This window comes from Arthrobacter sp. zg-Y820 (assembly GCF_030142155.1).
Lineage (GTDB): Bacteria > Actinomycetota > Actinomycetes > Actinomycetales > Micrococcaceae > Arthrobacter_B.
This window is the reverse complement of sequence record NZ_CP126247.1, coordinates 1626192-1651665: the sequence shown is the minus strand read 5'-3', so window position 1 is coordinate 1651665 and position 25474 is coordinate 1626192. Positions and strand designations below refer to the sequence as shown.

Here is a 25474-nt window from a genome sequence, read left to right as displayed (position 1 = left end):
TGAACACCAGGAGTACAAACATGCCACCTACACCGAGCGATGCAACGCTTGAAGAAATCACCAAACTGATTAATTTTGAAACAGTCAGCCGCGACAGCAATCTCCCGCTTATCGACTACGTGGGTGAACGCCTCAATGCTCTAGGCATCGAATCAAAGCTCATCCACGATGCAACCGGGCAGAAGGCAAATCTGCTGGCAACCATTCCCGCAGGCGATGGCACGCGGACCGGCGGCATTTTGCTCTCCGGGCACACCGATGTTGTTCCGGTTGACGGACAGGACTGGAGCTCCGATCCGTTCACCCCTCAGATACGCGACGGCAAGCTTTATGCCCGGGGCGCCTGTGACATGAAATCCTTTATTGGCGTGGTGATGGCCAAACTCGACTCAATGGTCGCGGCCAAACTCAGTGAACCCATCCATCTGGCCTTCTCCTACGATGAGGAAGTTGGCTGCATTGGAGCGGTTGACTTGGTAGCGGCTATCACCGCCGATGGCCTGAAGCCGCGCGGCGCCATCGTGGGCGAGCCCACATCCATGCGCGTGGTGCGGGGGCACAAATCGGTCAACGTCATCAAGGTAGATTTTCACGGTATTGCAGCACATTCCTCACTGACCACTCTTGGAGTCAATGCGATTTCCGCGGCCGCAGACTTTGCGGCATTTGTTGATGCCAAGGCCAAGGAATTCGCCAGTGCCGGCGCCTCCGATGAAGCCTTCATCGTCCCCTACACCACCACCACCGTAAACCAAATTCAGGGCGGTATCGCGGTAAACACTATCCCAGCATTATGCACACTACACTTTGAATTCCGCTCCATCGGCGCCGATGACCCGGTAGCGCTCATTGAAATCTTCCGTGCCGAAGCACTACGCATTGAAGGGATCATGAAGGCCCAGAGCCCCGAAGCACGCGTCCAATTCGCAGTGCTGGCCCAGACTCCCGGGCTAAATACCCCCGCCGAGGCCTCGATAGTCTCCTTGGCGGCCGAACTCGGTGGAACGCCAAGCCCGGATAAGGCAACCTACGGCACCGAGGCGGGATTGTTCTTCAACGCGGGCATTCCCACGGTTGTATGCGGCCCCGGTGACATTGCCCAGGCGCATGCACCTGATGAATTTATCACCCTGGAACAGATCGCCGTGTGCGAATCATTCATCGACAACCTGGTGGAAGCACTCACCGCCTAGTCTGCCAACCCTTACGCCCACCAGGAGCACCTCATGAGCGCACCACCGACGATAACCCCGAAGCAACTTCAAGACGCTAAGAAGGCGGTGATTAGTAGTTCGATTGGTGCCGCCCTTGAGTGGTTCGACATCATCGTCTACGCAACCTTCGCAACCGTCATTGCTAAGAACTTCTACCCGGATTCGGACCCGGTATTCGCACTGATCCTAACCTTTGCCACTTTTGCGATTTCCTACCTCATCCGCCCACTGGGCGGCATGGTGCTGGGTAGTTACGCGGACCGCAAGGGACGCAAGAATGCCCTAACACTGACCCTTATGCTGATGATGGTCGGCACGCTGATCATGGCGCTGGCACCCACCTACGCAATGGTTGGCATGTGGGGCGGGGTCATTATCCTGCTCTCACGCCTCATCCAGGGCTTCTCCGCGGGTGGCGAATTTGGCACTGCAACTGCATTTCTGATTGAGACGGCACCACATAAGAAAGCGTTTTATTCCTCCTGGCAGGTGGCAAGCCAAGGCGCCGCAATGGTGATGGCCTCAGGCTTTGGCTTCGCGCTGACCGAAGGGCTCTCCGAAGAGGCGCTGAATAGCTGGGGCTGGCGTGTGCCGTTCTTCGTCGGCCTGCTCATTGGCCCGGTGGGACTCTACATACGCGCCAGGCTCTCGGAAACCGAGGATTTCATTCAAAGCGAAAAGGTATCCTCTCCGGTCAAGACATTGATCGTGAATCATTATGGGCGCCTTCTTGCCGGTTCGGCTGTCATTGGTGTTGCAACAATCTCCGTTTACATGATTCTCTACATGCCGACGTTTGCCGTGACGAACTTGGAGATCCCCGCAACCGCGGCATTCCTTGGCGGCATGGTCGCCGGTCTTGTCACCCTCGTGGGCGTGCCGTTTGTTGGTCATCTAGCGGACCGTGTCGGGCCCGCAAAGGTGATGACCTTTGCGGCAATCGGCGCCCTGCTCCTTGCTTGGCCACTGTTCCAACTCTTGGTCACCACGCCAACGGTTCCAACACTTGTGCTCGTCATCGGCTTACTTGGCGTGATTATGGCGTTCTACTTTGGACCGCTTCCTGCTTTGCTCTCCTCGCTGTTCCCGGCAGCGATTCGAGGAACCGGGCTGGCAATCACCTATAACGTTGGGGTGACGCTGCTGGGTGGTATTGCGCCGCTGGTGCTGACCTGGCTGTTGAATATCACCGGGTCGCTGAGCGCACCGGGTTTGTACTATATGGCCATCTCCGTGATTTCTCTGGTGGGACTGTTCTTCGTGCGGACGCGTTACAACCAGCCCTAAGGACTGAGCGTCAACGATTGGTTCACTTCCAATCCCAAGAAGGCCCCATTTCTCTGTCAATTTGCAGCGAAGTGGGGCCTTTGCCGTTGTGGGGTCACATGGCTCATGTCATCGTGTTCTGCCTGCGGGGCCTTTGTCCTGCTGCTCGGACCCGCCAGGGCATGCAGGTCGCGTTCACCGCCGCACAGGTCGATGACAAGACCTACCTGAACGCCGCCCCCGCCATCAGCAACTAGGCTGCAGCACCACAGCACCACTCCGGCCTGCGCACCGCGCATGTCGACCTTGATCTGGCCGACCCTGACGGCACGGCGGCCGTGCTGGCCGGCGTCGACCACGGCGGCCGTGCTGGCCGGCGTCGAAAAGGTCCTGCTCATCTCCATGAGCGAGCCCGGACGGCGGCTTCGACAGCACGCCAACGCCATCAACGCCGCGAAGACCGCCGGTGTGCGGCATTTGATCTACACCTCGGCCATCGAAGCGCCGACCACGATCCTGCGCAACGGCTGGTACACCGACAACCACCGGCAGGAATTCGAGAGCGCGCGACAGAACGGCGTCATCGCCAACAGCGTCGGAGCCGGCCGGATTGCCACCGCACCGCGCCGGGACTTCGCCGAAGCCGCCGCCGTGGTGCTCAGCACGCCCGGCCATGAGGCCAAGGCCTACGAACTCTCCGGCGATGCCGCCTGGGACTACACGGACTTCGCCACACCTGCACAGGAGGCGCTCGGCACCCCGGTCCGATACCAAGCCCTGACGCCGGAACAGGAGCGCGAGCAGCTGCTCGCCTTCGGCTTGGATGAGGGAACCGCAGGATTCCTGGGGATGCTCAACGCCAACCTGCGCGACGGCGCCATGGCATCAACCCCGGGCGAGCTGTCCAAACTGATTGGCCGTCCGACCGAACCGCTGCTCGAGACTCTGCGCTCGTGGGTTTGACCGTTCAGTTGCGGCAACGGACGTAAGCCGGAGCGCAACACTGGGCGCCATCGGCCTCGACTGTAACGGCGGCGCGCGTCGATCGGCGCGCGCCGCCTTTTCCTTTCCGAAAAACTTTATAGGTGACTCTATAGACACGTGACAAAACCGACACCTACGGTAGTCGCATGATCGACGACGACGAACTGGTCTTCAAAGCACTGGCCGACTCCACGAGACGGCTGCTGCTGGATCGGCTGTTTGTCCGCGACGGGCAGAGCCTCGCGGAACTGATGCGCGACATCGACCTCACCAGGTTCGGCGTGATGCGACATCTCGGTGTACTGGAGCAGGCCGGACTCATCACGACTCAAAAATCCGGGCGGTGGAAGCTGCACTACCTGAACCCCGTGCCCATCCGCCTCATCCACGATCGCTGGATCGACAAGTACACGGCCGGGCGCGTGGGGGCGCTGACCGAGCTGGAAGAGGCATTGGAGGATCAACCATGAATGACGACGCTCCTGTTGTGCCGGCATTGCGCGACGAAGATCTGGCCGCATCACGCCGCCACGGTACGACCCAGATATACAGAATCGAGATCGCAGCCTCCCCCGAGCGCATTTGGGAGGCCATCACCGATCCCGATTGGACAGCACGCTATGGCTACGGCGGACGTGCTGTGGCCGAGGCACGGGTGGGAGGCCGCTACTTTGTCGAAAAGCCGCCGCACCTTCGCGTTGTTGCCGGAGACGGCACGGTTCCCGCGCCCGACATCATCATCGAGGGTGTCGTCACCGCCTACGATCCGCCCTCATTGCTGGCGACGAAAATGCGCTTCCTGATTGATCCGGACTCCGCCGATGAGCCTCCCACCGAGGTGCGATATGAGATCGAACGCCTGTTGGATGGCCGCTCCCGCTTGACCGTAACGCACGATCTCCTCGGAGCTCCGCACATGGCCGCAGTGGTGAGCGGACGCTTCGAACCCCTGGGTGCGGGCGGAGGCCATCCGTACATGCTGCGCGATTTGAAGAGTCTTCTCGAGACCGGGCGGACCCTGCGGGAGGATCCCGGACGGGGAAGCAGCGATGAAACCTGAACAGCGTCCCGCACTGAACGGTGTCCCCGCGGCGCCGGCCGATCCACACCGATGGAAGGCCCTCGGCGTTTTGGCGGCCATGCAGTTCCTGCTTGTCCTCGACCTCACCGTTGTGAACATCGCCCTTCCCCGCATCGGCACTGACCTCGACCTCGGCCCGGCACATCTGGTCTGGGTCGTGGACGCTTACGCACTGACCGCAGGAGGTCTGCTGCTCCTGGGCGGACGGATCGCCGATCTCGTCGGCCGGCGGCGAATGTTCTTCACAGGGGTCATCGTCTTCGCCGCGGGCTCCATGGTCGCCGGTCTCGCGCCGGCGGGATGGGTCCTCGTCACCGGCCGGGTGATCCAGGGGATGGGAGATGCGATCGCCGCACCCGCAGCACTCGCACTCATCGTCGTGCTCTTCCCGGAGACAACGGAACGCGCAAAAGCATTCGGCATCTGGGGCGTACTCGCCGGGATCGGCGGCGTGACCGGAACCGTCATCTCGGGGGTGCTCACCGACGTGTTGAACTGGCGTTACGTGTTCCTCCTCGCCGTCCCGGTTGCCCTCCTGGTGGTTCTGCTCGGACCCCGCCTGTTGAGCGAGAGCCGGATGACGCAGGCCACGCGGCCGGAGTTCTCCGGCGTGCTCGCGGGAACCATCGGGCTTGCCGCCGTCATTTATGCATTGCTGAAGGCATCCGAGGACGGCTGGGCGACGCCGGAGGTCGCGGTCCCGCTCGCCGTCGGCGCACTGCTGCTTGTGCTGATGTTCCTCGTCGAGGCCCGCAGCCGCCGCCCGCTGATCCCGCTGGCCTTCTTCGCCCACCGGACCCGGCTCACTGCCAACGCCGTGACACTGGTAAACGCGGCCGCCTTCGGATCCTTCCTGTTCATCCTGAGCCTGTATCTGCAGGGCACTCTTCACTACACACCGCTGACCGCCGGGCTCGCTTACCTGCCGATCGGTATCGCAATCGGTGCGGGTCTCGCCTTCGGCTCGGTTCTGATTCCCCGCCTGGGCCTGCGGACGATCCTGACTGCAGGCTGCGCCGTCACCGCCGTCGGCCTGGGACTGACCGCTGTGCTCCTGGCGCCGGACGCCAGCTACTGGTCGCAGGTTGTCCCCAGCATGGCTGTCGTCGGTCTCGGCCAAGGCATCCTTATGCCCACGATGACGACGGCGGCGCTGTCCGGCGTCAGCGAGCAGGACGCGGGACTCGGGTCGGGGATCCAAGCCACGATGACGCACGCCGGTGCGGCACTCGGCCTCGCGATATTCGTGAGTATCGCCGTACAGTACGCGTCCGACGTCGGAGCGGCCGGAACATCCCCTGGCGAGGCCGAACTTGCAGGCTTCGGTTGTGCCCTGGTTATCGCTTCCCTCAGCATGGCCTTAGCGGGCGTCGGCGCCACTGCCCTGGTCGAGAAGTCCGCGGCGCAACCCATATCAGCCGAAGGGCCGTGAAATGTCATGAGTTCGAGGAAAGTAGTCGTGTGCGAGTTGCTGTCTCTCGACGGTGTCGCCGAAAATCCCCCTTCTTTCTTCACAGAATGGGACGACGCAGTGGATGCCGCCAACGCCGATTGGATCGCCGCTCAAGACGCTGTCATTCTGGGCCGGCGCAGCTACGACGAATGGGTTGGGTTCTGGCCGGATAGCGAGATTGAGCCTTTCGCGTCATTCATCAACTCAGTCCCAAAGTACGTGGCGACATCCACGCCGCTCGGCTCCGAGTGGGCCAAAGCGAGTGCGATCGACGGAGGGCTGGTCGACTTCGTGCGAGATCTGAAAGATCGCCCCGGCGGCGAAATCGGCGTCCACGCCAGCATCTCGGTGGCGCAGGCACTGTTGACCGCAGGCGTGGCCGACGAGCTCAGGTTGGTGATCGCGCCTGCGATCGCCGGCACGGGCCGAGCTCCTTGACGGGTTGCCGCCGATCCGCCTCGCTCCGCTCCGCAACGTGATCTCACCGAACGGCTACCTAATTCTCGCCTACCGCATCATCGGGTAAGCCCCGCCCAGCCACCTCCCCGGCTGTTCAGGTTTCAGCTCGCCCATGGATCATCCTTTGGAGTGATCCGAATCAGCCGCGCGCTGACCGAACGTTCCGGCGGTCACACGCTGATAGGACTCGGTGATGATGTCTTCAAGCACCCCAAGGTCAATTTTGCTCAGGTCCTTCAGGTAAAGACAGCCCTCCCCCGTCGTGTGCTCCCCGAGCCGGGCCAGCTGCTCGGTGTGGGCGCCGACGCCGTCGGGCAGGTAGACAGTGGTCGCGGCCTTGCGCGGCGAGAATCCCGCTGCACCGGCGTCGCCCTCCCGCCCGCTGGCGTACTTGTAGTGGTAGCTGCCGAAACCAACGATGCTCGGACCCCACATGGCGGGTTGCTCACCGGTGATCCGGCTCATCAGCTCGACGAGCGTGTGGGCGTCGCGCCGCCGCACGGGCGACGCGACCCCGTTTAGGAAGTCGTTAACGCTGCCTGTGGTCGGTTCCATGATGCGCCTCCTCGTTGGGTTGTTTACAGCTCATCCCTGCAGCCCCGGTCAGGCGTCGTCGTAGCCCAGATGACTGGAGAGGTCGCGGTGCGCCGCAGCCTGGCCTTGGAGATCCTTCGCCCGGGTTTCAAAGACGCCGACGGCGTCCGCGCCGGCCGGGAACCGCAGCGGCGGTACGTCCAGCTCGGCCAGGCGGAGGAGTGCGGCGGCGAGTTTGTCCGGGTTCCCGCCCTGCCGCCCGTTCATGCTGCGCCACGCGGCCACGGTCTGTTTGGTGCGCTCGGCGTAGTCCTCGATGGTGGACGCCGCGTAGTGCGTGGATTCCGGGGTGAGCAATTCTGTGCGGAAGAACCCCGGCTCCACGAGCATGGTGCGGATGCCGAACGGGGCCACCTCGGGGGCCAGCGACTCGGCCCACCCCTCCACAGCGAACTTCGACGCCGCATAGGCGGTCTGGAACTCCCCGCCGGCGATTCCCGCGGTCGAGGAAATGATGACAACCAGGCCCGAGCGTTGGGCCCGCATGACCGGCAGCGCGGCACGCGTCACGTGTACCGGGCCGAAGAACGTGGTTTCAATCTGGGCCCGGAAGTCCTCCGGCGTCATCTCCTCGAAGAAACCTGCATTGAAGTTCCCGGCGTTGTTCACCAGGACGTCGATTCGGCCGAACCGTTCAACGGCGGCTTGAACGGCCGTCCCGGCTTCCTCGGGGTCAGCTACGTCAAGCCTCACTGCCAACAGGTCCTCACCGCTGCCCACCGCTTGGACCACCTTCTCCGGGTTGCGGCCCGTGGCGACCACTGCGTGTCCGGCGGCCAGCGCTGCCCGGGCGATGCTGGTCCCCATGCCGCGGCTGGCGCCGGTAATGAACCAGACCTTCTGTTCGGACTCTTGCTCACCCATGGGATCATCCTGCCGTCGCTGATGGCCGGCCGCGGAATTGGCCTTTGGTTTAGAGTTTCAACCGTCCGCCCCTGCTCCGCCAGAGACCACCTGAACCTGCGTCCCGCGGCACACCCGACCGAACCGCCGGAGACATTCAGCCGCCGAGGCGCCTAGAGCGGAACAACGTCGGCGTAGACAAGCCTCGGGACGACGGCATCTTGCCCTGGAATTTCCGAATCGGCGTTAAGCAGCTCATGCTCTTCGACAAGGAGCCGCCACGAAGATTCCACCATGCCGGGCCGGCGCAACGGCGGGGAACCCGCATCCGTTTCCGGCGTCACCGCGTTGCCGGGCAGCAGGATCGACCCCGACCAGGTCGCCCGGTAGCCGCCGGACTCCTCCAGATATACCGCAGCCAGAGTTACCGACCCGCGGCTTTCCCATTCAAGGTCTCCGGATCCTTGGGGAAGACTCTGCACCGTGGCGTGAACGGTCCTGCTTTGCTGCAGGCGGGCCGCCCGGAGGGCGGCGTCGCCGGTCGGGCTGTCGGCACTTAGCTGCTCCCCGGCAAGGGTGGAGGTGGACTCCGGATCCCACCGCAACCAATTCACGATCCCGGTAAGCGTCACGTGCGCATGCCTGCGATCCGGTCGGCTCACGGTGAGCGTTCGGGCTGGCAGCGGCTGCACCCAGCCGGTCAACGCAACGGGTGAGAGGGTGCGGCCTTCAATGGCGTGCGGCTGGTACCGGGCCAGAGCAAGCTGAACAAACGGCCAGAGCGCCGGTGTCTCCTGAAATGCGATATCAACGAACCAGCGTTTGGACGCATGGTCATATTCCGGCCGGTATCCCAGCACCCGTACGGCCGGGTGCTTCCGAACGTCCATCAGGGGCACGGAGTCGGCAACGGCGACGGGATGGCCGGGGCCGTCAGGCCAGCCGCGGTCACGTCCCCCGGGAACTCGGCCACCCAGCGGGGGCCGGAGGTCGCTTTTCTCGGCCTCGGCTTCGACGACGTCGAGAACCAACTGCTCGAAGGTGAGAAGCGGCGGAACGGTCGGATCCTTTACGGTGCCGCCATGCTGGATGATGGGATCCGCAGCCCAGAGGCTCGTGGCCCCATCAGGCGCCTGATCCTCCTTGAGGACTTGTGTCCACGAACCGTCCTTCCGCACCCATTCGTGCGGATCGAATACGAGCACCCCGAGCAACTCTCCGTCACCGGAGGAGAACCATGGGCGTGCCAGCCAGACACGCACCCCTGATTGCCGCACCTTCCGCCATGCCATGGGCTGGCCCGGCTCCGCCTGTTCCTGCCAGCGCAGCAGCGGCACTGTTTCCAGCACTACCGGGGCGGCGGGGCGGGCGGAGGAGGGAATGTCCAGCACCACGGCTTCGCCCACGACCGGATCCGAAGGCAGCTCTGACGGTTCAAAGAACTCTGCGAAGCGGGACACCCCGCTCGGCAGGTAGGTCACCCGGCGGTAGTGGGTGTCCGGGAACGTCTGCAGCATCTTGTGGAACCCGACACTCTCGATCGCTCGGAAAAGCGGACCGGATGGCAGGAAGTCGTACAGGAACAGCACCCCGGTCCGTTCCTTCTCTCCGGCCTGGGAGCGGACCACGACGTCGGACTTCGTTACCTCCTGCGGTCCGTCGGCAGCCACGTCATCGACCATTTCGGTCCAGCCGGCGCGGATGACCAGCGTGTCCGTACTGGACCCGTGCACGTCAACCAGCCCGCTGAACGCGGCAACTGCCCGTCCCGGTGGACGCAGGAGCACGCTCAGGTCACGCAGCGCCGGCGGCCGTACGGGGGCCGGGACGGCATGTACGAGGCGGATCCCTGTCGACGGGGTGAGCCACCAGGTCCAGCCCGATGCTGCTGCACGTGCCAAAGCCACGGAAGCCACGAGTTCGTCAGGGGTGTAGCCGTCAGCGGGATCTACGACGCTGGCCAAGTGAGAACGCCACAACCCAAATTGCTCCAGGTCTCCTTCACCGAGCGTGCTTGAAACGGCGACCCGGACCTGTTCGCCCGGCGGCAGCGTCACCCGGACCTCGTGTCCCTCCACCTGCGCACCCAGCACCTCACCCGGCTGCACGACAAGCCGCAGCGGCCGCAGGGATGGCCATTCTCCCGGGTACGGTACGGTGACGGACTGCAGAACGCGAGGTTCCGGCATCAGGTGGGGCGAGCCCGCCTCGTAGAACACCAGCGACACACCGGTGGCATGCGGGTCCGGCAGATACGGCAGGCGCAAAGCGTCCGTGTCGTGCACAACGTACTGCCCCTCTCCGATGGGGATGCCCCGGTCGGCAGTGATGTCCGCGAGAGTCGCACGCTGCGCCGACGCCGTATCCGCACCCGGACGGTCCACCAGGGTGATTCCCGATTGTTCCTCCTCCAACCGCGGATCCTGGGTGCTGGGCACAAACTGGTCCAGCAGAGTCCCGCGTTCCGCCAGCGCCACCGCGTAGAGGCGCCGGATCGCTGCGGCATCACCGGTGCCGATCGCAGCGTCAAAGCGGCCGGCGGCCTCGGCTTCGAGCTGTGTTGCCTTGGGCGGCGCGATGTGCCGCTCGGCCGAGGACTGGGCATCGGGGCCGGATGCCCCCGGGGTACCGCTGCGCACGACCAGGTGGCCCGTTTGTTCTCCCGTGCCAAGTTTGCGGCGCGGGACGAGGACCGGCGCGGGGACAGGTTCCCAGCGCAGGTATGGTCGCGGGGTGGTGACGGTGTACCGCGTGGGAAGGCGCAGGTGTTCGGGCAGCACGAGGTCGTCATGGCGGGCGAGCTTCGCGAATTCCGCAGGGTCAATCCGCAATTGCGGACGGACCCGGGGTATGTCGCGCGATTCAGCGAGGATGCGAGCGGCAGACGCCGCGGCCTCGAACTGGCGTTGGACGGTGGACGCACCGGTCTCCTCACCGGTGGCGGCCGAGACCAGGTCCTGCAGCCTCGAGTCGATTCGGGGGTTTCCGGACAGCAACTCAGTGGCCAGCGGGAAAATGCTGGACGGCTGCTCGAGGGTGCGCAGATAGTCAACGGTTGCGTTACGGCGCACAGCTGCCAGGCTGGTCCGGTCGCGCTTGGCATAGCTCTCCCGCAACCGGTCCAGATGTGTGCGCGCCTGCCTGACCGCGGCCTCTTCGGGTACCGGCTGCTCGGAACGGCTCCCAGCCGGAATCTGGGGAACGGAATTGCCCGCAAGGTCAACTGCGAGAACGCGGAAGCTGTAAGAAGTCCCGTACCGCAATCTTGGCAGTGATTTCGGCTCTGTCCGTGCCGTGATCTGCGCGCCGTCCAGCGGCGGGTCCGGCGGGGTGTCGACCACGACTTCGGTGGCCCCGCCGGGGCCTGGAGGTTCCACGTGGACGATGGTCAGTCCGGGCCGTGGAGCGGACAGGCTCCAGCCGTCCCAGCCGGCCAGAACTTCGTGCAGATAGTACCCGTTTGATGTGTCACCGGGCGCCCGGTTGAGCGCCGAGAGCTGGAGGAAACCGACGTCGGGCGTGTCATCGAGGATGCGCACGCCGGCGGGTTCGCCGGTCACGGTTACCCGGCGCCGGTGCAGGCTGTGCCACTGGCCGGACCTGTCATCCCACACCTCGAGCCGGATCCCGCGCACCAGGTCATCCAGCAGCAGTTCCCTGGTACCGTCGTCGGCGGCCAGCTCCTCGGCTACCCGCACGCGTTCACGCAGGGCGGCGGCCCGGTCGCGTTGGGCCAGGGCGAAGCCCGTGGCACGCAGGGTTCCGGGAGCCGACGTGGCAGGATCACCGTTCGCCTCGCTCACGTACTGGCGTGCGAGGTTGCGTGCATGCTGGTCGAGTTTGAGCCCGGAGGCGTCGGGGTCAGTATCGAGGACAACCCATTCGTCATCTCCCAGCGGCAGCGCCCCGCCAACCCAGGCATCGCTGGATCTTGCCGCGAACACGGCACCGTCCACGGTGACTGCCGTACGCCGTGGTGGGAGCACGTCAAGGTCGGGAACCTGGGAAGCGACGCTCACGCTTACCCACGTCGCCCCGGCCAGCGCTGCCCTGGCCGCTGTTGCGTCGAGGCCGTCCAGAACGACGTCAACCGCGAGGCCGAGCCGGCGTAACAGTGCCGGCGTGGATCCGAAGGATGCGGCCCTGGCGTGGAAATCCCGCTCGGGGAGCTCAGGCCGTGGCGTCGGCGGCGCCCCGGGGTCGGGCACGGCGCGGGGTTGCTGTTGCGGTTGTTCGGGTCGTTCGTAGTATCGGCGCATCGCGTGCGCATCAACAATCAGCCGGAGCTGCGGGTCGCCTGAGAGATCCTGCCCGACGAGCGCGTCCAGCTGCGCGGTGACCCGCAGGTCGGCGTCGGGGTCGTCCAGCAGGATCTGGACCGGCGAGAATTGTTCCTCAATTGTTGACTTGTAATCCGGCGGTGGGGGCACCTCGCCTTCTCGCCACTGCCGTGGGTCGAGTTCGTCCGGTTCGGTCAGCGGGCCAATGGTGGTGAGTGCATCCGCCAACTGCCGCCCCGCGCCTAGCATGCGGTACCGGGCTCGGGCGGGGGCCTCGGCGAGCAGCCGGCTCAGCGGACCGCCCTGGTCCAGGTTGGCGAGGGTCTCCAGCAGTCCGAGGGAAATCGGGTCACCGGCCACGCCGGGGCGGAGCGTCGGCGACGCACTGATGGCGGCAAGATGCAGGTCTACCGCGTGGTCGCTCGTGCGGCTCGCGGGGTTGCTGCGCCAGGGTTCGCCGGACAGCGATGGTACCGGGAAGGCAGCGACCGGGGTCTCCGGCGGCAGCACGGCGGACCAAGCAGCGGCGTCGGGGGTGGAGACGATCCGCAGCGGCAGGCTGACGTCCGGGTCAAGTGAGGTATTGAGGGATAAGGTGCATCCGGCGAGGGATCCGACCCAGTCTGCCGCTGCGGGAAAGTCGGACAGTGCTGTGCCCCCGCCGGTGAGTTTGTGGGTAAAGAAAACAGTGAGCTGAAACGGCACGTCGTCGGCCAGAGAATGCGGCAGCGCGGTCGCCAGGACGGTGGTGGGCATTGGCTCTCCTCAAGTGGGCCGGTGCAAGCGGTTAGGCCGGTGCGAATGCGTCGCAGTATCGTGCCCAGTCGGCATTCATGCCGTCTTCATCGGGCGGCATGATCTGGTACATCGTCGGGTCCCCTTTCGAGCCCGCCAGTTTGCGTTCCACCGTGATCTCCACGGAAGCCGAAAAGAACAACACCTCGACCTCGACCACCAGTGAGGCCCTGCCGATCAGCTTGCCGGTCTCGTAGTGGTAGGTGAGTGAGAGCTCCAGCGTGATGGATGCACTGACGAGGCCGAGCACCTCCACCTCGCCCCGGATGCGGAAGTACGCGGCCAACATGCCGTTGTCAGCCTCCAGCCGGAGGTAGACGCCAACTGCGATGGAAACCGACCCCGATGCCACGCCGAGGTCCACCGAAAGGGACGCTGCAGCCTCCAGGCCCAACTCCAACAGCACCAGGCCTTTGGGTGAGGCGCGCAGCGCCAGCCATCCGCCGCCGCCAATGGCCATGACAGTGAGTCGGAACGGGGCGTCCTTGGTGCAGAAATAGAACCCCACCGTCAGTGCATCCCCGAGGAACGGGACACGGGCATCGGCGCCCAGCGAGATGTTCTCCAAGCTGAATACACCGATGGCTACGTTCGGCAGCGTGAGGTCGAATCCGGCCGTCACCCCTGCCGGTGCGACATCCACGTAGGGCGGGTCCGAGAACCCATCAAACGGGATGAGCTCGCGCAGCCGGTCCATAAAGGACAACGGCCCGAGGAAGCTGATGCCGCCAAAAACAATGTCGACTTCCGTCTTGCCGTCCGAGCCCGCGTGGAACCCAAGACGCCGAAACATTAGCTTCATCAGCCCTGTGGGTCCGTCACCGATCAGGTTGAGGTCGAAGTCAACGATTTCTGCGGCGATGTCCACCCCCGGCGGCCCACTCGCCGAGGACCGGACCTCAACATCGATGCGCAATGCGTGTTGTTCGTTTTTGGGCTTGAAGACGTTGGGCACCCCCGACGAGCCGGGCGTTCGCCAGGCTTGAATGGCCGGTTCCCAGTGAAGCCGTGTGGTGATCTGCCCCCCGGCCAGGCCCTGCAGCAACTGTGCGAGTCCTTCAGCATCCCGGGCCATGCCTGTGAGAGTTTCCAGCGTGCGGGCCGGCTTCTCCAGCGCCGTGCGGACTGCCACGGGAATGCCGGGCACGTTGACATCGGTGAGGAAAGTCTGCAGGTGCGCGGCAACTGCACTGGCACCTTCTCTCACGGCGACAGCGTTGTCCGCCCCCGGGGTTTCGAGCAGCCCGGCAACGGCTCCGATGAGCTCGTCGAGGTCATTTTTCAGTGATCCGGCCCTTGCCTCCAATTGTTCCTTGGCATGCTCTGCGACGGCCTGCGCACCGCTGTGGGCGGCTTGGGCCACCTCGTCTGCAAGGCGTGCCTGCGCCCCGTCGAGTGCTTTTCGAAGGCGTTGGGCTTCGGTGAGCAGCTTGGTGACGGCATCGATTGCGTCGGATACAAAGGCCGGGGTCTCATCGAAACCCGCCGTCTTGAGCAGGTCGAGCAAGCTGAACAGACCGAACAGCTTGGGCGCCGCCCCTGACAGGAAAGACTTGGGGTCAAAGGTGCCGGAGTCGAACGCGGAGGGGACGTCGCCGCTCTCGCCAACGGCTCCAAACGCACGTGAGATGCCTTTCACCAAGACATTGGGTGCAACGAATCCCCCGGACCGGTCCGATCCGCTGCTGAAATCTATTGCGGCCGGTTTGTCCTTGAGCCTGAGGATGAGTTCGCCGGCATTGGGCGTACCGGGCACCGGTTTTCCGTCGAGCTCCCGGGGTGGTAGTCCGTGATCGAGGTACGGTTTAGCGAACTCAACGTCGACGGCGGGCGCCTGCGGCGCCAGGTGCCGCATTGATGGGAGGATGGCTCTCGCCTCGGTGAGGAACGGCCTGCTGGTCACATTGTCGACGTCGATCTCCCCGTCGAAGATCAGGTGCACGACCTCAACGGAAGTATCTCCGGCCTTGACCGGTTTTGCTGCGGCGAGGCCTTGCCCGCGCCCCTGGATCCGTCTCACCTGGAAATATGTCGACGACGCCTTTTCGGGATTTGTCAGGAAAACCTGGCCCTCGTCCATGCCCGCTCGCACAAAAACCAGCGGCGCGGCCCAGGACGACACCATTCCTCCACGGTCCGCGGTGTTGAGCGTAAAGGCGAACGGAACTCCGCCGCGTGTGGGTATGAACGGTTCTTGGTCCCCGGACGGCGGATCCAGGTCAGGCGTGACAAGCGGACTGATGGTGACGAGTCCGAACGGATTGTCCCGGTCCGCCTCGGGATAGGACCGGGTTGGCTGGCGCACCATGATGAACCAGCGCGTCCATAGGTAGGCCACTGGGTTATCGCGGTGTTTGACCTCACGCTCGGTAACTTCCACCAGCACGCACCGGTGGCCGAAGGGGAACAGGAATCCCGGATACACCACCCGCACATATCCGTCCCGGCCCATATAAGCCTGATGGCGGTAGTCGACGATGGTTGCCGGGAACTCCCAGGACTGTTTCCAGTCGAACCACGCGCCCAGACTTGACAGTGACAGATGGCTGACCTGCAGCGGAGTCCGGGCATTGGCGGGCTCGCCGCCGTTGGTTTGGGCAACCAGGGCATCACGATCCTCCCGCGACAGCGGCTGCCTGAAACCCGGGGGCGGAGCGTCTTCGTCGCGGTTCCATAAGGCGCGAACAATGTGCTGTTCAGCGTTATCGGTTGTCCCAGCGTCCGGCCGCACCGAAAGGTGGGTACGCCAGATTTCTGCTGAACCCGGCGGGCCCTGCGGAAGACTGGGGTGTCGGAAAGTCCCGCGCTCGCTCGGCGACACAATGAGGTGGTAGGGGGCTTCGATGGCCGTCTCCAGCTCTGCCGGCGGCCGTAGTCCGCCGTCGCCGGCCTGTCCGGCAGGCGTTGCGTTGGGTGAAACGCGCAGGTGCAGTCCATGCAGCGCTTCGAGCAGCTGAGCAAGCGTGAAGGGGATGCGTGTGCCCTCGGGGACAGCATAAACAAGCCTTGAAGGGCCAGCCGCGATATGGCGGGAGGGAAACGTGGGCTTCTCGGGCGGATCCGGATGCACCGGCCAAGCTTCCTCACCCAAATGCTGGGGCGGGAAAGTCAAGACAAGGGAGGCATCGGGACCGGCCACCAGTTCGCTGCCGGCTTCAGTTGGTTCGAGAGTGCAGTCCAACGCCTCCAACCGCAGGTTGATGAGGTCCTCTGTCCGCAAAAGGCGGGCGTCCACCCTTGCCTGTTCGTCTCGTGAGTCATCGTCAGGCTGGCCCATGCGGCACCGTCCTCGGAAAGTTCCCCAACTGCCTCCCCGCCATTCGAGAAGGTAAGAATTGAGGATCCTCAGCACCCTAAACCGAGTCAATAGCCGGGGGCTGCATGGTGTTTCAACTGCCAAGCTTTCTTCCCGGGAGTGGTCATCCTCGGCAGATGAACGGCGGGCTTTCCGTCGGAGCGGAGATGAGCCGCCGGGACACTCCTTCTTAGACCCCGGCGCCGCGCAGCGCAGCCACAGTGTTCACCGCGGCAGCGACCGCTTCGTAGCCCTTGTCCTCGGACGACCCGGGCAGGCCGGCACGGTCCAGGCCCTGCTGCTCGGTGTCGCAGGTGAGCACGCCGAAGCCGATCGGCGTGCCGGTGCGGACACTGACATCGGTCAGGCCGGTGGTCGCGGCCGAGCACACGTAGTCAAAGTGCGGGGTGCCGCCGCGGATGACGACGCCGAGCGCCACCACCGCGTCATAGTGCGGTGCCAACCGGGCGGCGGCCACCGGGAGTTCGAAGCTGCCGGGAACCCGGATCAGCTTCGGTGTCAGCCCGGCGTCGTCCACGGCGCGCAGGGCGCCGTTAATCAGGCCGTCCATGATCTCGGTGTGCCAGCTGGCGGCCACGATGGCCACACGAATCTCCAGTGCCTGTGCCTTGATGCTGCTGACGTCATTATCGGGTGCGCCGTGTCCGCTCATGGGTTCTGCTCCTTGGTAGTGAAGGTGGCTGGTAGGGAAGGTGGTTGGAGAAGGAGAAGGCCGCAGCTAGCTCTGCCGCACCGGCTGGGTCCGCAGCAGCGTCAGATGGTGGTCCATGCGGTCCCGCTTGGTCTGCAGATAGCGCTCGTTTTCGGCGCGGATGGGCACCTCCGAGGGCACCATGGCCTCCACCGTGATCCCGAAGTGCTGCAGCCGGTCCCGCTTGGCCGGGTTGTTGCTCAGCAGCCGGATCCGGTTCAGCCCCAGGACGTGCAGGATGTCCGCGGCGGCCTCATAGTCGCGGGAATCCACCGGCAGGCCCAGCTGCTCATTCGCCTCCACGGTGTCGGCGCCGGCTTCCTGCAGCGCATAGGCCCGCAGCTTGTTCGCCAGCCCGATCCCCCGCCCCTCATGCCCGCGCAGGTAAATCACGGTGCCTCCGTGCAGGTGAATGAGTTCCAGGGCCTGCTCCAGCTGCTCGCCGCAGTCGCAGCGGTACGAGCCGAAAACGTCGCCGGTGAGGCACTCCGAGTGCAGCCGCACCAGCGGCGCACCGGTGCCGTTACCGATGCTCCCGGCTCCGGCGGCATCCGGCTGCAGCCCGGTTCCCGGCGCGGAGACGCTCATGTGCTCGGCGCCGGTGCGGGGGTCCGTCCAGGCCCGGGCGGTGAAGTCGCCGTAGGCGGTGGGCAGCTGGACTTCCGGCCCGGGCACGACGGCGGCGGACGTCACGGGGGTCCCCGCCCGATCCATCGTGTCCAAGTGCGCCGCCAGGTCCTCGATGGAGACCAGCGGGATGCCGTGCGTGTCGGCGAACTCGCGCAGGGCGGGCAGCCGCATCATGGCTCCCTCGTCATGAACGAGTTCGGCGATGACTCCCACCGGGGTGCAGCCGGCCAGCCGGGCCAGCTCCACCGCCGCCTCGGTGTGGCCGCGGCGGCCGCGGACGCCGTCGTCGTGCGCCCGGAGCGGGAAAATGTGTCCGGGCCGGGTCAGCTCGGCGGCGGCGGCCGCCGGATCGGCCAGGATGCGGGAGGTCGCCGCGCGGTCCGCGGCGCTGATGCCGGTGGTGATGCCCTCGGCCGCGTCGCAGGAGACCGTGTAGGCGGTGCCCTTGGCGTCCTCGTTTACTGCCGTCATGGGCGGCAGGTTCAGCCGGTCGGCGTAGGCGGCCGGCAGCGGCACGCAGATCACCCCCGAGCTGTAACGGACCGTCCAGCCCATCAGCTCGGGCGTGGCGTGCTGCGCGGCGAAGATGATGTCGCCTTCGTTTTCACGGTCTTCATCATCCACGACGACGACGGGCCGGCCCGCGGCGATCGCCTCAACGGCTGCCGCGATGCTGTCGAGCCGGATGCTCATGCGGCGCCTCCATTCGAAGCGCCGCCAACCTCGTGGGCCGGCTTCTTGGGATTGGTGAAGGCGAGCAGCCGTTCGGCGTATTTGGCCAGCACATCCACTTCCAGGTTGACCCCTCCCCCGGGCTGAAGGGCGCCCAGCCCGGTCTCGGCCAGGGTGGTCGGAATCAGGCCGACCTCAAACCACTGCTCCGGCTCGCCGGCGTCGCTGACCTCGGTCACGGTGAGCGACACGCCGTCGACCGCGATGGAGCCCTTTTCGGCGATGTAGCGGGCCAGGCGGTGCGGCACGGCGAAGCGCAGCCGCTCCCAGCTGCCGAGGTTTTCACGCTCCAGCAGCTCGCCGACGCCGTCGACATGTCCCTGGACGACGTGGCCGTCCAGCCGCCCGCCGGCCGGAACACAGCGTTCCAGGTTCACGGGCATGCCGGGGCGCAGCCTGCCGGTGGTGGTGCGATTCAGTGTCTCGCCGATGACGTCCAGGGAAATCCGGTCGCCGTCGACAGCCGTGGCCGTGAGGCAGACACCGTTCACGGCGATGGAACCGCCCAGTTCCAGCCCGGCTCCCGTTTGCGGGGCGCTGATGACCAGCACCGCCGAGTCGCCGGAGGTATTCGGGTTCAGGGATTCAACGCTGCCCTGTTCAGCCACAATTCCGGTAAACACGTGTCATCCTTACGTTCGTTTGCCGCTGGGAAGTCGTTCGTTGCTTGGTGGTTCAGGCACCGGTTCGAGTCGGAGCCGCAGGTCGGAACCCACGAGCCGGGCGGGGCCGGCGCCGGTCTCGTCCCAGCGCCAGCGGGAGGCGTCCGCGAGGGTGTGCACGCCGAGGCCGCTCACCGCCGATGTGCCCGTGCCGAGCAGGAGCGGCGCCACGTAGGCGACCAGCTCATCGGCCAGTCCGGCGCGCAGGAAAGCACTCGTGACGGTGGCGCCGCCCTCGACCATGAGGTGCCGGACCCCGCGGGCATACAGCTTCCGGCAGATCGCCGCCGGGTCGTGTTCAGCCAGCTGCAGGAAGCGGCCGTCGCTGCCGCGGATGGCGGCGTCGTCGGGCACCGCCCGGGAGCCGACGACGACGCGCAGCGGCTGCCGCTCGGCCGTCCGCCCCTCGGCGTCGCGCGCCGTCAGCTGCGGATCGTCGGCCAGCACGGTTCCGGTGCCAACGACGACGGCGTCAGCCCGAGACCGGATCCCGTGCCCGTCGGCGCGGGCGGCGCTGCCGGTGATCCACTGGCTGGTGCCGTCCTCGGCTGCGGTCATGCCGTCGAGGGTTTGTGCCGTTTTAACGGTCACGAAAGGCCGTCTCTCCCCCATTGCCCGGATCCAGCGGTGGTTCAGCTCAACGGCTTCGGCAGCCATCAGGCCGCCCTCCGCCTCCACACCGGCTGCGGACAGCGCTGCGGCTCCGCCGCCTGCCTCAGCGGTGGAATCCGCGGCGGCATACACCACCCGGGCAATGCCGGCCTTTTCTATGGCCTGCGAGCAGGGGCCGGTCCGGCCCGTGTGATTGCACGGTTCCAGCGTCACCACCATGGTGGCGCCGATGACGTCGATGCCTGCGGCTTCGGCGGCGGCCAGCGCGGCAGCTTCTGCATGCGGCGAGCCTGCACCGCGGTGGAAGCCGCTGCTCAGGACCTGGCCCGCCGGATCCAGGATCAGCGCTCCGACCAGCGGGTTGGCGCCGCGGATCCCGCGGCGTGCCAGCTCCAGCGCCCGAATCATGGCTCCGGTTTCCGCCGCGGCCGCCCCACCGGCGCCTGCCGGCGGGTTCCGTCTCCGGCCGTCCGGTGTTTCCGGCCCCATCTAGCGGACCCTCGGGTCAGGCATGAGGACGTCCACCTTCGGCTTTTCATTGTTCTTGGCTTTCCACCAGACAAAGAAACCGATCAGTGTGAAGACACCGTAGAACAGGTACATGAACGCCGTGGCGTAGTAGCCGGTACTAAAGAGCAGCGGTACGCCGACGACGTCGACGGCCACCCAGATCAGCCAAAACTCAACCCAGCCCTTGGCCATGCCGTACGTGGCCAGCAGGGAACCCACGAAGGTCCAGGCATCCGCCCAGACCGGTTCGTAGGACCCCAGACGCGCGAAGACCGGGGTGAGGGCTACGGTGCCGAGCAGCAGAACGGTGACCAGTCCGATCCGTTCCCGGCCGGAGGCCCACTGCGGCGTGACGGCCTCGCCGCCGTCGTCCTGGCTCTGTTTCCAGCGCCGCCAGCCGTAGATTGCGACGGCGATGAACATGACCTGGCGTCCGGCCTGGCCCAGCAGCGTAGCGGAATCGCTGGTGCCAAAGAGGGAGCCGAGGAACACGGTCAGGAGCAGGGCGTTGCCGATGATGCCCACCGGCCAGGCCCAGATTTTACGGCGCATGCCGCCGAAGGCACTGAGGAGCCCGAATATGTTGCCGACAACTTCACGCACCAGGAGGGACGAAGACCCCACCGGTACCTGAGCGTCAAAGAGCCACCGCAAAAAATCCATGTCGTTCCTATCCCTAAGCGGCAGCTCCGGGGTACGACAGTACGGTGCATCGACAGAAACGTCCGCGCGGGCGGGGACGTTTAACCGTCGGTTCAACAAACTGCACGTGCTTCTCCCATCCAGACTTTAACTGTCGGTACTGGAATTTCACCAGTTCAACCGCACCGCTTTTCCCGGGGTTCGGGAGCTGCAGTGCGGGTCGCGGACTATAACCGCCGGTTCGGAATTACACCGACCCCGGAGCACGATTGTTGCTTTTATTCTTGCACAGTCAGACCGGCTGAGTGCCAATTCCCTTGAACACTCAAGTAACCTGCGTCACATTGGCCTGTTTCCTCGTCAGGTTCCGGTTTCCTCAGCCCAACGCATCGAACGGGGCCACCACCGGAGGATGCGTTTCCATGTCGAGCATCTCGGCCGAACTCGACAGCGCAGCACCGCGCAGGGCCTCAAGCACCTCGGCCGCCGGCCGTGTTGTGCGGTAAATCGCAAGGAACCGAACCTCCGGTTCACCCTGCGGGCAGCGGAAGCGTTCGACGGAACCGACCCCCGGAACGCGCTCGAGGATCTCGGGAATGTGAACCTCGTCGTACCACTTGTTGAAGTGTTCATCCGAGATGCCCGGACGGGGCGTCGTCGTCACCATCAGGACACCGCTGTTGTTGTTGTCCACCATTGCTCCCTTGCGGATTCGTGTGCGACGGATGTCCCACAATTTTTCGAAGAGTAGCGTGAATCAACTGTTTGCTCCAGAGTAGGCGGCCGCTACGATGAAACGATGCCCATTGCTGTGGTAAGGATCATCCTCGACTCGACTCTGGAAACTGCGCAATTTGCCGCTGGCGTCGCCTATCTGCGCCAACGGGGTGCCGCCTTGGTTGAGCACACGGCCGCGCACGCTGAGCAGGGTTCAACCGAACTTGCGCTGCTCCGTGAGGGCGAATTCGCCGATTGGGGCGACCGCGAACTCCTGTCGCTCTGCGCGACCGCCTTTGGCGTTCCGGTTCGGCTCGGCGTCGTGACCTATGTGAGCCGCGGAACGGACGACGACGCGCGGGCCGTTCTGGAGCGCTTCGGCCTCTCCGGGGCGGTCAGCCGCGATGAAGCCGACGGCAGCGGGGACGTCACTGTGACCCTGGCGCGCGCGGACATGCGCCGGGTGCCGGAGAGCCGGGTGCACACAGCGCTCGAGGCCGCCCTCAACGAAACGGTGAGAATCGAACTCGTCGACGCTATTTCTCCTGCAGGAAACCCCGCAACAGGGAGTTTCGCAGAAAACGGTGGGCCCGTGCCGGGCTCGCCCGGGCGAAATCCTGATACGGTACCCAGCTGATGTAACGAATCTGCGGACCGACGGCGGCCGGGGCGCCAAGCGAACGGATGGCCCCCGTCGCAGCTCCCCGCTCGAGAACCCCTTCCAAAAGCCGGAGCCGCGCGCGGGTGCTGGCGTGGTAGGCCTGCATCGCCTGGTTGCCCGGCTTGCTCCAGGGATCGGTGAGCTTGACGATCTCGGTTTCCAGCCGGAAGCGGCGCTTGGCACTCACCATCACGAGGGCCAGTGCGTCCAAGGAGGCCGCCTCGGAGGTGCCGGTCGTCAGTGCACTGCGCACCGCACCGTCCATGTGCCGTTCATAGGCGGTGAGGATCTCCGCCAGGAGTTCTTCTTTGGACCCGACCCGCCGATACAGAGTCCCCATGCGAACTCCCGCTGCATCGGCAATGTCCCGGACCGTCGTGGCATCGAATCCCCGCCGTGCGAACTCCACGCGTGCCGCAGCCACGATGTGGTCCCGGCTTGCCGGCTCCGAAGGGGTGCCGGGCTCCTTCCACGTCGTGATCGCCTGCCTCGCGGCTTGCAGCGCTTCGGATCGGTTCAGTTCTTCATCCGGTGGGACATCGGAAGTCAGGCCATCGAGGAGCATCGCGGTCTGGAGATTCGCGATGCGGCCCGCCTCCTCGATTCCCGGAGGGTTGACCGCCGAATGCAGGGTGAGACTGTCCAGGGCGAATCGGAGCAGGCCCGCATCCTGAGTCCGGGGATCGGGATCGGGCACGAGCTGTTGAACGGCTCGCTTCCAGACACGTTCCAGCCCAGGCGTCTGCCATTCCCGTGCTGCACGGAAGCGCTCCGAGGAGGCGCTGGGTGCCGTGTAAGCGATGAGCCGGAGCGCGGCCTTGCTGCGCAGCGACAGATCCGTGACCGCGGTGGCCACCTCGACCAGCTGATCCCGCGGGTCGGCAATTCCGGTGCGGAGCCTGCTCGACAGATCATCGGCCAGTGCAGTGAGCTCACGTTGAAAGTCCTGCAGGATATCGAGCGCGATGTCCTCTTTGGAGTCGAAGTGGTGGTAGAGACTGCCCTGGAGCACTCCGACAGCCGTTGCGATGTCAGTCATCGTGGTCGATGAATACCCCGATTGCTCGAAGAGCTTGGTAGCGACCTGTCGGATCTCCTCAGTTCGGCCAACCGCCGTATCCCCCGCAGTGCTGCTTCCCCGTGATCCGTCCATCCGGCCATTATCCCGCACCCCGCATCCTGGCGCACGGGCCGGCCCTGCCAAACCCGTTTCCCCAAAGTACTTGCCCTCAAGGCGGAGCAACAATTAGGTTCGGGCACGTGGCGCACGTGCGCCCAATGAGAGGAGCTGGCATCGTGGCGCAAATCGAGATCAACGGAGGAATCGTCGAGTACGAGCTGCTCGGGCCGGAGGGCGGTGATGTGCTGACGGTGACGCCCGGCGGCAGGTTCAGCAAGGATTACCCGGGCGTGCGCCCGTTCGCCGAGGCCCTGGCGGCGGCCGGGAAGCGCGTACTCATCTGGGACCGGCCCAACACGGGGCGCTCCGACGTGCAACTGTTCGGCGCATCGGAATCCCACATGCGGTCCGAGACCCTGGCGGGAATGGTCCGCGAACTGAACCTCGGGCCCGTCATCGCCCTCGGCGGATCAGGCGGCGCACGCGACTCGATCGTCTTCACCATCGAGCATCCGGAACTCGTGCGCAAGCTCATCGTCTGGTCCATCGTCGGCGGGGCGTTCGCATCGATGAGCCTGGCCAACGTGTACATCATGAGTGAGATTCGCACCGTTCGACGCAGCGGCATCCCCGGCGTGCTGACCCAGCGGGGGCTGGCGGGCAGCTGGGCGGACCTCGTTGCCGACAATCCGCGCAACCGTCAGCGCCTGATCGATATCGGGGCTGAGGATTTCGAGCGCGTCATGTGGCGGTGGCTCGAAGCGTATGTGCCCAAGGCCACGGAGGCCATTCCCGGAGTGCCCGACCATCAGATGAAGTCCATCTCCGTTCCGACGCTGATCGTGCGCGGCGGGGAGGCCGACATCGATCACCCCAAACGGACATCCCTCGAGGTGCACTCCCTGATTGGCGGTTCCCGACTGATTGATCCCCCGTGGCCCGAGGACGCATGGGAGCGGGCCCAGGAAGCCAGGGACGCGGGGCAGGGCAGCATCTTCGATCCCTGGATGGATGCCGTGCCGAGCTTTCTTGACTTCATCGACGGGAATCCGGAGCGAGTAGGACAGGGTCTTGTGCAAACCCTTTCGGAGCAATACTTTGGTCCACATGGAATCTGATGGAACGCAGCCGAGCGTCACGGGCTGCCCTCGCATCGACGCGAGCGTGCACACATTCTTCGCCTCCGACCAGGAGCTGCGGAACTATCTCGGTGAGCCTTGGGCGAGCCGCGGTTTTCCGACACCGGACACAACCTTGACGGCGCCTCTCGGAGGGCGGTACGTCAGCGGCTCACAACCGGATCCGGCGGCACACGCCGGCTCCGACCCCGATCTGGTGGGCAGGGCGATCTTCGACGAGCGCGGCTTCGACCTGGCCATCCTGCATCCGATGACCGTCGGCGTACTGCCGGACTGGCATCTGGAGTCGGCGATCCACGAGGCGACCAACCGGATGCTGGTGGAACGCTGGCTCGACTCGGGAACGTATGCCGACCGATACCTCGGGACAATCCGGGTCAATCCCAACGACATCGAGTCCGCCGTGAAGGAGATTCATCGGTGGGCCGCCCATCCCAAGATCGTGCAGATCGCCCTGCCGATGCAGACTCAGGCGCCGTACGGCCGGCCGCACTACAAGCCGCTGTGGCGTGCGGCAGTCGAAAGCGGACTGCCGGTCGCGGTCCATTGGGAGATGGGGCAAGGGATCACGCACCCGCCCACGCCCAACGGAACAGCGCGGACCTACCCGCAGCTCGTGGGGTTCCAGCCGCTGAACTTCGTCTACCACCTCATGAACATGATTGCCGAAGGGGTCTTCGAGGAGTTCCCCGACTTGAAGATCGTGTTCGCCGACGGCGCTGCAGACATGCTGACGCCCATGATGTGGCGCATGGACACCTTCGGCCGGCCGCACCTGGAGCAGACGCCCTGGTCGCCCCGGATGCCAAGTGACTATCTTCCCGGGCATGTCTGGTTCGTCAACGGCGCGCTCGACGGGCCGGGTGACGTCGAGTACGCGTCGGAATGGCTTCGGATGACGGGCAAGGAGGACATGCTCATGTTCGGATCGAGCTACCCCGACTGGCAGTGCTCGACCGTGGATTCGCTGCCGTCCGGATGGACGCGGCGGCAACGCGAGAAAGTGCTCTGGCGCAACGCCGCCGAACTCTATGGGATCCATGTTCCCGCCACCGTGTGATGCCGAAGGAGGC

22 protein-coding genes and 1 riboswitch are annotated in these 25474 nt (G+C 65.2%); of the genes, 11 read left to right on the top strand and 11 right to left on the bottom strand.

Annotation, left to right across the window (positions count from 1 at the left end; translation table 11 throughout):
- Nucleotides 1-20 precede the first annotated feature (20 nt).
- The 8 genes from argE (at nt 21) to QNO08_RS07360 (ending at nt 6436) form a co-directional block, all read left to right on the top strand.
- Nucleotides 21-1193: an acetylornithine deacetylase gene (gene argE, locus QNO08_RS07395; RefSeq protein ID WP_229966780.1), complete on the top strand. Its 1173-nt coding sequence runs from the start codon at nt 21-23 to the stop codon at nt 1191-1193.
- Nucleotides 1194-1226: 33 nt separating this feature from the next.
- Nucleotides 1227-2501, top strand: a complete 1275-nt coding sequence (locus QNO08_RS07390; protein ID WP_229966781.1) for an MFS transporter — start codon at nt 1227-1229, stop codon at nt 2499-2501.
- A 98-nt stretch (nt 2502-2599) separates the two neighbouring features.
- On the top strand, nt 2600-2737 hold the full coding sequence (locus QNO08_RS07385; protein WP_229966782.1) for a hypothetical protein: 138 nt from the start codon (nt 2600-2602) through the stop codon (nt 2735-2737).
- 40 nt (nt 2738-2777) lie between these two features.
- Nucleotides 2778-3443 (top strand): Rossmann-fold NAD(P)-binding domain-containing protein, encoded by a 666-nt coding sequence (locus tag QNO08_RS07380; protein ID WP_229966783.1) that lies wholly within the window; start codon nt 2778-2780, stop codon nt 3441-3443.
- Nucleotides 3444-3610: 167 nt separating this feature from the next.
- Entirely contained in the window at nt 3611-3934 is a 324-nt protein-coding gene (locus QNO08_RS07375; protein WP_229966784.1) for an ArsR/SmtB family transcription factor, read from the top strand.
- A complete protein-coding gene (locus tag QNO08_RS07370; RefSeq protein WP_229966785.1) occupies nt 3931-4524 on the top strand; it encodes an SRPBCC domain-containing protein in 594 nt (197 codons plus the stop codon). The genes QNO08_RS07375 and QNO08_RS07370 overlap by 4 nt, the downstream gene beginning before the upstream one ends.
- Nucleotides 4514-5977: an MFS transporter gene (locus QNO08_RS07365; protein ID WP_229966786.1), complete on the top strand. Its 1464-nt coding sequence runs from the start codon at nt 4514-4516 to the stop codon at nt 5975-5977. Before QNO08_RS07370 ends, QNO08_RS07365 begins: the two co-directional genes overlap by 11 nt.
- Nucleotides 5978-6004: 27 nt before the next feature.
- On the top strand, nt 6005-6436 hold the full coding sequence (locus tag QNO08_RS07360; protein WP_229966787.1) for a dihydrofolate reductase family protein: 432 nt from the start codon (nt 6005-6007) through the stop codon (nt 6434-6436).
- Nucleotides 6437-6574: 138 nt separating this feature from the next.
- On the opposite strand, the gene QNO08_RS07355 is transcribed toward QNO08_RS07360, so the two are convergent.
- The 10 genes from QNO08_RS07355 to QNO08_RS07310 form a co-directional block, all read right to left on the bottom strand.
- Complete coding sequence (locus QNO08_RS07355; protein ID WP_229966788.1) at nt 6575-7012, bottom strand: DUF1801 domain-containing protein; 438 nt, start codon at nt 7010-7012, stop codon at nt 6575-6577.
- Nucleotides 7013-7060: 48 nt separating this feature from the next.
- Nucleotides 7061-7915, bottom strand: coding sequence for an SDR family oxidoreductase (locus tag QNO08_RS07350; protein WP_229966789.1), 855 nt, complete (start codon nt 7913-7915; stop codon nt 7061-7063).
- 152 nt (nt 7916-8067) lie between these two features.
- A complete protein-coding gene (locus QNO08_RS07345) occupies nt 8068-12930 on the bottom strand; it encodes a hypothetical protein (RefSeq protein WP_229966790.1) in 4863 nt (1620 codons plus the stop codon).
- Between the two features lie 31 nt (nt 12931-12961).
- Complete coding sequence (locus tag QNO08_RS07340) at nt 12962-16246, bottom strand: hypothetical protein (RefSeq protein WP_229966791.1); 3285 nt, start codon at nt 16244-16246, stop codon at nt 12962-12964.
- Nucleotides 16247-16454: 208 nt separating this feature from the next.
- The gene (gene ribH, locus QNO08_RS07335) at nt 16455-16937 is read right to left on the bottom strand and encodes a 6,7-dimethyl-8-ribityllumazine synthase (RefSeq protein WP_229966792.1); all 483 of its coding nucleotides are present in this window, start codon (nt 16935-16937) and stop codon (nt 16455-16457) included.
- A 66-nt stretch (nt 16938-17003) separates the two neighbouring features.
- Nucleotides 17004-18299: a 3,4-dihydroxy-2-butanone-4-phosphate synthase gene (gene ribB / locus QNO08_RS07330; protein ID WP_229966793.1), complete on the bottom strand. Its 1296-nt coding sequence runs from the start codon at nt 18297-18299 to the stop codon at nt 17004-17006.
- Nucleotides 18296-18961 carry a riboflavin synthase gene (locus QNO08_RS07325; protein WP_229966794.1) on the bottom strand — a complete coding sequence of 222 codons (666 nt, stop codon included), beginning with the start codon at nt 18959-18961 and terminating at the stop codon, nt 18296-18298. The genes ribB and QNO08_RS07325 overlap by 4 nt, the downstream gene beginning before the upstream one ends.
- A gap of 9 nt (nt 18962-18970) precedes the next feature.
- Entirely contained in the window at nt 18971-20101 is a 1131-nt protein-coding gene (ribD, locus tag QNO08_RS07320; protein ID WP_229966795.1) for a bifunctional diaminohydroxyphosphoribosylaminopyrimidine deaminase/5-amino-6-(5-phosphoribosylamino)uracil reductase RibD, read from the bottom strand.
- Entirely contained in the window at nt 20102-20785 is a 684-nt protein-coding gene (gene pnuC / locus QNO08_RS07315; protein WP_229966796.1) for a nicotinamide riboside transporter PnuC, read from the bottom strand. It abuts the gene before it with no gap.
- 103 nt (nt 20786-20888) lie between these two features.
- Nucleotides 20889-21034, bottom strand: a riboswitch (FMN riboswitch).
- 106 nt (nt 21035-21140) lie between these two features.
- The gene (locus tag QNO08_RS07310) at nt 21141-21458 is read right to left on the bottom strand and encodes a hypothetical protein (protein ID WP_229966797.1); all 318 of its coding nucleotides are present in this window, start codon (nt 21456-21458) and stop codon (nt 21141-21143) included.
- Nucleotides 21459-21563: 105 nt separating this feature from the next.
- On the opposite strand from QNO08_RS07310, the gene QNO08_RS07305 reads away from it, so the two are divergent.
- Complete coding sequence (locus QNO08_RS07305) at nt 21564-22118, top strand: hypothetical protein (RefSeq protein ID WP_229966798.1); 555 nt, start codon at nt 21564-21566, stop codon at nt 22116-22118.
- On the opposite strand, the gene QNO08_RS07300 is transcribed toward QNO08_RS07305, so the two are convergent.
- Entirely contained in the window at nt 22018-23295 is a 1278-nt protein-coding gene (locus QNO08_RS07300) for a TetR/AcrR family transcriptional regulator (protein WP_269439213.1), read from the bottom strand. The genes QNO08_RS07305 and QNO08_RS07300 overlap by 101 nt on opposite strands.
- Nucleotides 23296-23438: 143 nt before the next feature.
- Between QNO08_RS07300 and QNO08_RS07295 the strand changes: the two genes are divergently transcribed.
- Together QNO08_RS07295 and QNO08_RS07290 are read left to right on the top strand one after the other, a co-directional pair.
- Complete coding sequence (locus QNO08_RS07295; RefSeq protein ID WP_229966800.1) at nt 23439-24380, top strand: alpha/beta fold hydrolase; 942 nt, start codon at nt 23439-23441, stop codon at nt 24378-24380.
- Nucleotides 24381-24516: 136 nt separating this feature from the next.
- On the top strand, nt 24517-25461 hold the full coding sequence (locus tag QNO08_RS07290) for an amidohydrolase family protein (protein ID WP_284155653.1): 945 nt from the start codon (nt 24517-24519) through the stop codon (nt 25459-25461).
- The last annotated feature ends 13 nt before the right edge of the window (nt 25462-25474 follow it).

What these genes read in the sequence shown, in the direction of transcription:
- QNO08_RS07385 (WP_229966782.1), top strand. Translation starts at nt 2,600, where the DNA reads ATGGCTCATGTCATCGTGTTCTGCCTGCGGGGCCTTTGTCCTGCTGCT.
- QNO08_RS07365 (WP_229966786.1), top strand. Translation starts at nt 4,514, where the DNA reads ATGAAACCTGAACAGCGTCCCGCACTGAACGGTGTCCCCGCGGCGCCG.
- ribH (WP_229966792.1), bottom strand. Translation starts at nt 16,937, where the DNA reads ATGAGCGGACACGGCGCACCCGATAATGACGTCAGCAGCATCAAGGCA.
- QNO08_RS07300 (WP_269439213.1), bottom strand. Translation starts at nt 23,295, where the DNA reads ATGGACGGATCACGGGGAAGCAGCACTGCGGGGGATACGGCGGTTGGC.
- QNO08_RS07355 (WP_229966788.1), bottom strand. Translation starts at nt 7,012, where the DNA reads ATGGAACCGACCACAGGCAGCGTTAACGACTTCCTAAACGGGGTCGCG.
- QNO08_RS07345 (WP_229966790.1), bottom strand. Translation starts at nt 12,930, where the DNA reads ATGCCCACCACCGTCCTGGCGACCGCGCTGCCGCATTCTCTGGCCGAC.
- QNO08_RS07370 (WP_229966785.1), top strand. Translation starts at nt 3,931, where the DNA reads ATGAATGACGACGCTCCTGTTGTGCCGGCATTGCGCGACGAAGATCTG.
- QNO08_RS07390 (WP_229966781.1), top strand. Translation starts at nt 1,227, where the DNA reads ATGAGCGCACCACCGACGATAACCCCGAAGCAACTTCAAGACGCTAAG.
- QNO08_RS07305 (WP_229966798.1), top strand. Translation starts at nt 21,564, where the DNA reads ATGCCCATTGCTGTGGTAAGGATCATCCTCGACTCGACTCTGGAAACT.
- ribD (WP_229966795.1), bottom strand. Translation starts at nt 20,101, where the DNA reads ATGGGGCCGGAAACACCGGACGGCCGGAGACGGAACCCGCCGGCAGGC.
- QNO08_RS07380 (WP_229966783.1), top strand. Translation starts at nt 2,778, where the DNA reads ATGTCGACCTTGATCTGGCCGACCCTGACGGCACGGCGGCCGTGCTGG.
- QNO08_RS07340 (WP_229966791.1), bottom strand. Translation starts at nt 16,246, where the DNA reads ATGGGCCAGCCTGACGATGACTCACGAGACGAACAGGCAAGGGTGGAC.
- QNO08_RS07375 (WP_229966784.1), top strand. Translation starts at nt 3,611, where the DNA reads ATGATCGACGACGACGAACTGGTCTTCAAAGCACTGGCCGACTCCACG.
- QNO08_RS07350 (WP_229966789.1), bottom strand. Translation starts at nt 7,915, where the DNA reads ATGGGTGAGCAAGAGTCCGAACAGAAGGTCTGGTTCATTACCGGCGCC.
- ribB (WP_229966793.1), bottom strand. Translation starts at nt 18,299, where the DNA reads ATGAGCATCCGGCTCGACAGCATCGCGGCAGCCGTTGAGGCGATCGCC.
- argE (WP_229966780.1), top strand. Translation starts at nt 21, where the DNA reads ATGCCACCTACACCGAGCGATGCAACGCTTGAAGAAATCACCAAACTG.
- pnuC (WP_229966796.1), bottom strand. Translation starts at nt 20,785, where the DNA reads ATGGATTTTTTGCGGTGGCTCTTTGACGCTCAGGTACCGGTGGGGTCT.